This is a genomic window from Kitasatospora sp. NPDC007106, from assembly GCF_040634455.1.
In the GTDB taxonomy this organism is placed as follows: Bacteria; Actinomycetota; Actinomycetes; order Streptomycetales; family Streptomycetaceae; genus Kitasatospora; species Kitasatospora arboriphila.
The window spans coordinates 1-7,653 of sequence record NZ_JBEYFP010000268.1; the positions used below are offsets into that span (position 1 = coordinate 1).

The 7,653-nt window shown below is 76.6% G+C and carries 11 protein-coding genes; 3 read left to right on the forward strand and 8 right to left on the reverse strand.

Features of this window, described 5'->3' with window-relative positions; genetic code table 11:
- Positions 1-14: 14 nt before the first annotated feature.
- Together ABZ641_RS20275 and ABZ641_RS20280 are read right to left on the reverse strand one after the other, a co-directional pair.
- Positions 15-959, reverse strand: a complete 945-nt coding sequence (locus ABZ641_RS20275) for a carbohydrate kinase (protein WP_359983574.1) — start codon at positions 957-959, stop codon at positions 15-17.
- Positions 960-994: 35 nt separating this feature from the next.
- Positions 995-1,735 (reverse strand): alpha/beta fold hydrolase, encoded by a 741-nt coding sequence (locus ABZ641_RS20280; protein WP_359983577.1) that lies wholly within the window; start codon positions 1,733-1,735, stop codon positions 995-997.
- A gap of 76 nt (positions 1,736-1,811) precedes the next feature.
- Here ABZ641_RS20280 and ABZ641_RS20285 point away from each other — a divergent pair, with 76 nt between their 5' ends.
- Entirely contained in the window at positions 1,812-2,417 is a 606-nt protein-coding gene (locus ABZ641_RS20285) for a TIGR03086 family metal-binding protein (protein WP_359983580.1), read from the forward strand.
- Positions 2,418-2,450: 33 nt separating this feature from the next.
- Here the strand turns inward: ABZ641_RS20285 and ABZ641_RS20290 are convergent, their stop codons facing one another.
- A complete protein-coding gene (locus ABZ641_RS20290) occupies positions 2,451-2,840 on the reverse strand; it encodes an SCO5389 family protein (RefSeq protein ID WP_344624290.1) in 390 nt (129 codons plus the stop codon).
- A gap of 191 nt (positions 2,841-3,031) precedes the next feature.
- Here ABZ641_RS20290 and ABZ641_RS20295 point away from each other — a divergent pair, with 191 nt between their 5' ends.
- Positions 3,032-3,298, forward strand: coding sequence for a DUF2630 family protein (locus ABZ641_RS20295; RefSeq protein WP_344624289.1), 267 nt, complete (start codon positions 3,032-3,034; stop codon positions 3,296-3,298).
- A gap of 30 nt (positions 3,299-3,328) precedes the next feature.
- Here ABZ641_RS20295 and ABZ641_RS20300 read toward each other — a convergent pair whose 3' ends face one another.
- The 4 genes from ABZ641_RS20300 to ABZ641_RS20315 all read right to left on the reverse strand — a co-directional run bounded on the left by ABZ641_RS20300 (position 3,329) and on the right by ABZ641_RS20315 (position 6,764).
- Positions 3,329-3,874, reverse strand: coding sequence for a ferritin-like domain-containing protein (locus tag ABZ641_RS20300; RefSeq protein ID WP_344624288.1), 546 nt, complete (start codon positions 3,872-3,874; stop codon positions 3,329-3,331).
- 113 nt (positions 3,875-3,987) lie between these two features.
- The gene (locus tag ABZ641_RS20305; protein WP_359983585.1) at positions 3,988-4,770 is read right to left on the reverse strand and encodes an SGNH/GDSL hydrolase family protein; all 783 of its coding nucleotides are present in this window, start codon (positions 4,768-4,770) and stop codon (positions 3,988-3,990) included.
- Positions 4,771-4,895: 125 nt separating this feature from the next.
- Positions 4,896-5,735: an alpha/beta fold hydrolase gene (locus ABZ641_RS20310; protein WP_359983588.1), complete on the reverse strand. Its 840-nt coding sequence runs from the start codon at positions 5,733-5,735 to the stop codon at positions 4,896-4,898.
- 114 nt (positions 5,736-5,849) lie between these two features.
- The gene (locus ABZ641_RS20315) at positions 5,850-6,764 is read right to left on the reverse strand and encodes a DUF2797 domain-containing protein (protein WP_359983590.1); all 915 of its coding nucleotides are present in this window, start codon (positions 6,762-6,764) and stop codon (positions 5,850-5,852) included.
- 155 nt (positions 6,765-6,919) lie between these two features.
- On the opposite strand from ABZ641_RS20315, the gene ABZ641_RS20320 reads away from it, so the two are divergent.
- Positions 6,920-7,279, forward strand: coding sequence for a UBP-type zinc finger domain-containing protein (locus tag ABZ641_RS20320; protein WP_344624284.1), 360 nt, complete (start codon positions 6,920-6,922; stop codon positions 7,277-7,279).
- Between the two features lie 25 nt (positions 7,280-7,304).
- Here the strand turns inward: ABZ641_RS20320 and ABZ641_RS20325 are convergent.
- Positions 7,305-7,653: LysE family translocator (locus ABZ641_RS20325; protein WP_359983593.1), on the reverse strand; the 349-nt coding region annotated here is incomplete at its 5' end.

Below are 7,653 nucleotides of genomic sequence, written 5' to 3' on the forward strand. Positions count from 1 at the left end.
CGGCCGGCGGACCGTCAGAGCCGGTCGGCCCAGGGAGGGTTCGGCCCGGCGACACCGCAGGTCAGTGCCGCCACCCCGGCCGCGAAGCGGCACGCCTCGGCCACCGCGGGCACCGTGAGCCCGTCCAGCCGTCCGCCGAGCAGGCCCTGCGCGTCCAGCCGGTGCAGCAGCCCGGCCGTGAACGCGTCCCCGGCGCCGACGGTGTCCACCACCTCCACCCGCCGGGCGGGTACGGCGATCCGCTCCCCGTTCAGCGAGGCCAGCGCGCCCTGCGGGCCGAGCGTCACCACCACCAGCGGCACGCCGTCCTCGTGGAACCGGTCGCAGACCGCCTCCACCCCGCTCTCCGGGAAGAGGTGCCCGACGTCGTCCGCGCTCAGCCGCAGGACGTCCGCCAGTGCGCACCAGCGCGGCAGCCGCTCCCGGTAGACCGCCGGATCGACCAGCAGCGGACGGACGTTGGGGTCGATCGACACCGTCGCGGACGCCGCGGCCCGGGCCAGGTACGCCTCGATCGCCGGCCCGCCCGGGTCCCGCACCAGGGCCAGCGAGCCGGAGTGCACGCAGACCGGCCCGGCGGGCGGCACGGCCGCCAACTCGGCCTCCGTCCACTGCCAGTCCGCCGTGCCCTCGGCGTGGAACGAGAAGCTGGCCCGCCCCTCCCCGTCCACCTCGGCGACCGCCAGGGTGCTCGGCTCCGCCGCCGCCACGCAGCCCGACAGGTCGACCCCGGAGCCGGCCAGCTGGGCCCGGAACAGCCGCCCGAAGACGTCGTCCGCCAGCCGCGCCCGGAACGCCACCGGGGTGCCCAGCCGGGCCAGTGCCACCGCGGTGTTGGCCGGCCCGCCGCCCGGGTGCACCCGCAGCGCCAGTTCGCCGGGCCCGCTCAGGGCGGCATCGGTGAAGGCGTCGGCGACGCACTCGCCGATCACGGTGACGCGGACCGGACTGCTGGGCACGGCGGGACCTCCTGGGCGCGGCGGTGAGGAGGCCATCATGCCGGGTGGGCGGCCCCGTCGAGCAGCACGGCGACGAACCGCCGCCGCGGCACCGGGTGTTCGCCGAACCACCGGCCGAGCCGGTGGACGGCGTCCGGCAGTTCCAGCCGGCGGTGGTCGGACCGCGCCGCCAGTGCCCGCCCGACCGCCGCGGTCACCTCGGCGGGGATCACCTCGTCGCGGCCGGGCACGGCCAGCACCGATCGCCCGCCGAAGCCCTCCAGCGCGGTCAGCGCCGCCGAGTCCCGCCAGCTGCCGGGCCGCCTGATGATCCCGGTGAAGCCCGCGCCGAAGGGCACCGGCCAGGCCTCCCGCGCGTACACCGCCGGGGCGCACAGCCCGACGGCGCGGACCCGCGGCCCGTACCGCGCCGTCAGATCGGCCACCGTCTGCCCGCTCATGCTGAATCCGACCAGCACCAGCTCCTCGCCGTCGGCGTGCCGGTCGATCAGGGCGGCGGCCTGCCGCAGTCGGCGCTCCAGCGACAGGTCCGCGAGCCGTCCGGAACTCGCGCCGTGCCCGGAGAAGTCCAGGGCGAGGGCGCGGCACCCCCGTGCGGCGAGGTCGCCGAGCAGCGGCAGCAGACGGCCGCTGTCGCTGTCGCCCGCGCCGTGCAGCGCGACGGCGGTGAGCCCGTTCGGGGCGTCGGGTGCGAGGGCGACGGCGGCGAGCCGCTCGCCGTCGGCGTCGACCGGGAATCGTCGGGGCCGGCGGCCCTCGGAGGGGAAGCGTTCCACGGACCGGGCGACGTCCGGGGCGGCCGGACGGTTCCTCCGGGGTGCCGCGTCGTCCGATCGGGTGAAGGGTGGAGGCATGGCAGAGCAACCGGAAGCCGTGCTGAAGCTGTTCGCCGACGCGCAGGACACCTTCGGCCGGCACGTGCGCAGGGCCGCCGCCCACGACGCCTGGGAGGCGCCGACGCCCTGCACCGAGTGGACCGTCCGCGACCTGGTCGGCCACCTCACCTCCGAGCACCTGTGGGTGCCGCCGCTGCTGGCGGGCCGCACGGTCGCGGAGGTCGGCGACCGCTTCGACGGCGACGTGCTCGGCGACGACCCGGTGGCGGCCTGGACGGCCGCCGCCGAGGCGTCCCGCGCCGCCTTCGACGCCTCCGGCGCGCTGGGGCGGAGCGTCTCGCTCTCGTACGGCGACCGCCCCGCCGAGGGCTACTGCCGGGAGATGACGGTCGACGCGATCATCCACGCCTGGGACCTTGCCGTCGGCGTCGGCGCCGACCTCGCCATGGACCGGGCGGCCGCCGAGTTCGCGTTCGCCGAGCTCGAGGCGTACGGCGGCGACCTCTCCTCCTCCGGGGTGTTCGGCCGGGCCGTGCCGGTGCCCGAGGACGCCGACACGCAGGCCAGGCTGCTCGGCCTCGCCGGCCGCGACCCGGCCGACCCGCTGCACACGGGCGGCTGACCGGGCGCGGCCGGCGAGGCCGGCCCGCGGCGGTCAGCAGCTGCGCAGACCGGGCACCTGGTTGAGCAGCTGCGCCCGCGCCGAGGTGAACCGGGCGTACGCCTCCGTCCGTTCGGCGCCGGGGCGGAAGACCGCCACCCGGTGGCAGTTCTGGAAGGCGATCCGCACGCCGAAGTGCCGCTCCAGGCTGCCGCGGATGGCGTCACTGGCCATGGCGCGCAGCAGCTGCCCGCGCTCCTCGTCCGTCGGTGCGGTGGTGTTGTCGGCGAACTCGGCGGGGGAGTCCTGCAGTTCGCCGCTGAGCTCGGCGACCGTGCGGTAGGCGTACGGCAGGGAGGTGCGGACGGTCTCGACGAACTCCGCCTCCTCCACCTCGCCGTGCTCGGCCTTCTCCAGCAGGGCGGCGGGGACGTTCAGGGACATGCGGGTGCTCCTCGGCTGTGCGGGGTCGGGCGGGGACGGTGGTTCGCCGGATTTTGAAAGTGAAAGTCATTTCCAGCAGGCGCCATCCTGAACACCGCTTGACGACCTGTCAAGCCGCCGCTGCGCCGAACGGGTGCCGGGTCGCGCCGCACACCGGCCGTTCCTAGGCTGGGGGCGAGGAGGTGTCCCCGGTGGACGAGCACACGAGTGGCGGCACCGACCGGCGGATCCTGGACCGGATCGGTGAGATGGTCGCGGCCGAACGCGAGCTGCGGACGATGCTGGCCGAAGGACGGATCGACCCGGCCAGCGAGCGGCAGCGGCTGCGCGAGCTGGAGGCGGAGCTCGACCAGTGCTGGGACCTGCTCCGGCAGCGTCGGGCACGGGTCGACGCGGGGGACGACCCCGATCTCGCCGCGGTGCGCAGCATCGAGGAGGTCGAGCGGTACGAGTCCTGAACCCCGGGGCGCTCCGGAACCCCGGGCCGGTCAGCCGCCGCGGGTGCGGAGCAGGTCCTCCAGCGCCGCGGCGTTGCGTCGCACGTCGGCGGCGAGGGTGTGCAGCAGGTCGCGGCTGTCGGGGTCACGGTCGCCGAACCAGTCGGCGATCTCCCGGTAGGTCGCGAGGACGATCCGCTCGGCCCGCAGGTTGCGGTCGAGGGTGGCGGTCAGCGCGGCGTCCGCGGGCACCGAGTAGTCGGTGTGGGCGCGCTGCGCCAGGGTGTCCGGGTCGAAGTTGGGGCGCCCGCCCAGTGCGGTGATCCGCTCGGCCACCGCGACGGCGTGCCGCATGCCCTGCTCGGCGTGCGCGGTCAGCAGCGCGGCCGCCCGGCCGGACTCGGGGCCCCCGCCGGCGGCGGCCAGGGCGTCCCGGGTGTAGCGGAGCCAGCCGACCACCTCGGTGGCGATCACGTCGTTGAGCACGCTGACGGCCCGCTCCTCGTCCAGGTGCGGCGCGGTTCCGGGCTCGGTGGCCATCGTGCGCAGCGCCTCGCGGCTGATGCGGGTCACGTCGACGGCGAAGCTGTCGGCCATGGCGGTGCCTCCTGTGCGCGGGCGGTCCCGTCACGACCGACGGTATGCCGGACGCCCGCGGAGGGAAACCGGGGCCGGCCCCCGTGCGGGGGCGGGCCCCGGTCGCCGGGTGCTCAGAGCGGCAGCAGTTCGGGGCGCTTGGCCTCGACGTGGTCGCCCGAGGACTCGCCGCGCAGGCGGCGGCCGACCCACGGGATCAGGTACGTCCGGGCCCACGCCAGGTTCTCGCGGCGCTGCTCGGCCGGGGTGGGCTCGGGGCGGTGCGGCCAGGGCGCCTCCGGGTCCTGCTCGACCGGCAGCCCGAGCGAGCGGGCGGCCAGCAGGGCGACCCGCTGGTGGCCCTCGGGCGAGAGGTGCAGCCGGTCCTCGCTCCAGGCCCGGCGGTCGTGCACCGAGCGCAGCGACCACAGGTCGGCGACCGCGCAGCCGTTGCGGTCGGCGATCGCCCGCATGTGGCCGTTGTACGTGGCGATCTTGCCGCGAAGGTGGCGCAGCACCGGCACGGTGCGGGTGTCGAAGCCGGTGCACACCAGCACCGTCCCGGCGCTCTCACGGAGCTGCAGGACGGCCGACTCGAACCGCTCGGCGACCTCGTCCGGGTCGCTGCCCGGGCGCAGGATGTCGTTGCCGCCCGCGCAGAAGGTCACCAGGTCCGGCGCGATCCGCCGGACCTCGGGCACCTGCTCGGCGGCGATCTGGTCGAGCAGGCGGCCGCGGACGGCGAGGTTGGCGTACCGGAACCCGCCGTCCGGCCGGCGGTCGGCGAGCATCCCGGCGAGCCGGTCGGCCCAGCCGGCGTAACGGCCGTCGGGGCCGGGGTCGTTCAGGCCCTCGGTGAAGCTGTCGCCGAGGGCGACGTAGGAAGTCGGGTCAAAGGTCTCCAGTGGATCAGGCATGGTGCCGATGGTTCACCCTCTGAAGTGACCTACGCCACCGTAGGTGGCCCGTTGCAGAGCGTGATCTCCGCCACCCCCCGCGGCCGGGCGTGCCACCGGGCCGTCGGGGACGCCTCCGGGGGGCCTCAGGCCGCGGCCGCGCAGCCGTCCAGGATCACCCGGCCGACCAGCTCCGGATCGTCGCTCATCGGCACGTGCCCGCAGCCCGGCAGCCGCACCAGGCGGGCGCCGGGGATCTCGTGCAGCGCCCGCAGGCCCTGGCGGCGGACGAGCAGCCGGTCCCGGGTGCCCCAGGCGATGGTCACCGGCACGCCCGGCACGTCCCCGGTGAAGCGGACGCCGCGGCCCGCGGCCAGCGTCGGCGCGAAACCGGTCGCCTCGCGCAGCGCCCTCGTCTCGCCGATCGCGCCCTCGGGCGAACGCCGGCCCGGCCGGGCGTAGATGCTGCTGACCAGCAGGGCGCGGCCCGCGGCGGAGCGCGCCAGCCGTTCGACCGCGGACCGCGGCAGCGTCCGGGCGCCGAGGCGCATCCCGGCCAGCACCGCGAAGGCGTAGCGGCGCTCCGGCTCCGTCCAGAAGCCCGCGGGGGAGAGGGCGGTGACCGAGCGGGCGAGTCCGGCCCGGCCGAGGCCGAGGGCGAGCAGGCCGCCGAGCGAGTTCCCCGCCACGTGCGGGCGCTCGATCCCGAGCGCGGCGCAGAACGCTCCGACGGTCGGGACGGCGGCCTCCAGGCCGTACGGGACGCCGTCCGGGAGCGCCGGCGAGGTGCCGAAGCCCGGCAGGTCGACGGCGACCACCTCGTGCCGGGCGGCGAGTGCGGGCAGCACCGGGCCCCAGGCCTGCCAGTGGTGGCCGATTCCGTGCAGCAGCAGGAGCGGGCTGCCGGAGCCCTCCCGGTGGTAGCGCACCGTCGCCGTGCGCGGGCCGTACGGGGAGGGCAGGGCGAAGGTGACCTCGGCGGACATGCGGACGCTCCTCTGTGGGACGGAATGTCAGCAAGAATTACCGACCGGTAGCAAACCCCGCAAGGGATCCGCCGGATCCGCCGTGCCCGATCCCTCGGAGCCGGGCCCGATTCCTCAGAACAGCGCCGGCTGGGCGTCCGGGGCCGGCGGCCGCCGGTGCGCGCGCACCTCCACCCCCGAGCAGGGCCCCGACGGAGCCGGCGACAGCCCCCAGCCCGTCAGCCGCCGGGCGTCCAGCAGCAGCGGCTCACCGCCGTCCGGCTGCTCCAGGAACAGCTGCCGTCCGATCGGCGCCCGCAGCGTGCCGCCGACCGTGGCGCCGTCCGCCACCGCCACCACCTCGCGGTACACCCGCGGCGGACCGTCCACCAGCCCGAACAGGCCGACCTGGTCCACCACCTCGCCCGCCGGGAACAGCTCCACCGGATGCCCGGCGAGCAACCCGGTCACCGCCGCCCGGAGCTCGGCCACCCGCGCCGCCCGCTCCGCAGGACCGGGCAGGTGCCACCACTGCTCCGCCTTCGCCCGCACCCCGAACCGCTCGCGCGCCAGCCCCGCCCCGGACACCGTCAACTCCGCCCGGCGCACCGCCGGCAGCGGACCGCGGGCCACCACGGTGAACACCGGAGCCCCCTGCTCCTGCAGCCGGGCCCGGCCGCGCTGCTCCGCCGTCAGCCCCACCTTGGCCAGGTCGCCGCCGAACCAGGCCAGGTAGAGCAGGTACGTCCGGCCGTCGTCGAGGATCCTGTCCCGCGCGAGCGCCAGCCCGCGGTCGACCGCCTGGCACGGCGGGCAGAGCACCGCGCCGCCGTTCGGATCGATCTCGGCCCGGTGCGGGCACGGCCGCTGCTCCGTCTCGCCGGCCAGCCACGGGCCCGAGCAGTACCGCGGGCCGTGCAGCCGCCAGCTCACGGCCGTGCCCGCGGCGACCACCCGCTCGTGGTGCCGGCCGCCGCGCACCGCACCGAGCATCGGCTGCCCGTCCCGCCAGTGCAGCCCCGTACAGCGCCACCCCGCCTGCCCGTCCACCGCGCACCCTCCTCGTCGCCGCCGCCCCCATCCCACCAGACGCCGCTGACAGGCGGGACGGCCCCGCGTGCCCACGCAGCCACCCCGCTGCGGGGGCCGGTGCGCGGGCGTACGGTCTAAGGCGCGGGGGAGGGCGAGCCGGAGGAGGCGGCGGCATGGCGGAGCAGCGGATTTCCGGGATCGACCCGTCGGCGGTGCCGAGCGGCGAGGGGTGCGCCGAGTGCCTGGCCGGGCAGGACGCCGGCTGGTGGCTGCACCTGCGGCGGTGTGCCGAGTGCGGGCACATCGGGTGCTGCGACTCCTCGCCGTCCCAGCACGCCACCCGGCACGCCCGGGACAGCGGACACCCGTTCATCACCAGCTTCGAGCCGGGTGAGGACTGGTTCTGGAACACCGAGACCGGCGAGTACTACAGCGGGCCGGACCTGGCGCCGCCGCTCTCCCGGCCGGAGGCGCAGGCCTCGCCGGGCCCGTCCGACAAGGTGCCCGCGGACTGGCGGGGCAGGCTGCACTGACGGCCGGTGGACCGGAGCGGGTGCCTCAGTCGCCGAGGGCGAGCCGCAGGCCGAACAGGGCCACCACACCGCCGGTGATCCGGTCGAGGACGCGCTTGGCGGTCGGCCCGGCGAGCCAGCGGCGGACGACCCGGGCGAAGCCCACCAGCACCGCGGACCAGAGCGTGCCGAGCACGATGTGCTCGCAGGTGAGCAGCGTGCCGAAGGCCAGCTGCGGGGCGCCCGGCGGAACGAACTGCGGCAGCAGCGCCATGTAGAAGACGCCGACCTTGGGGTTCAGCAGGTTGGTGAGCGCCCCGCGCCGCCAGCCGGCGCCGAAGGCGTCGCGCTCGCCGGTGTCCGCCGGGTCCGCGGCGCCGGCGGTGTCGCCCGCG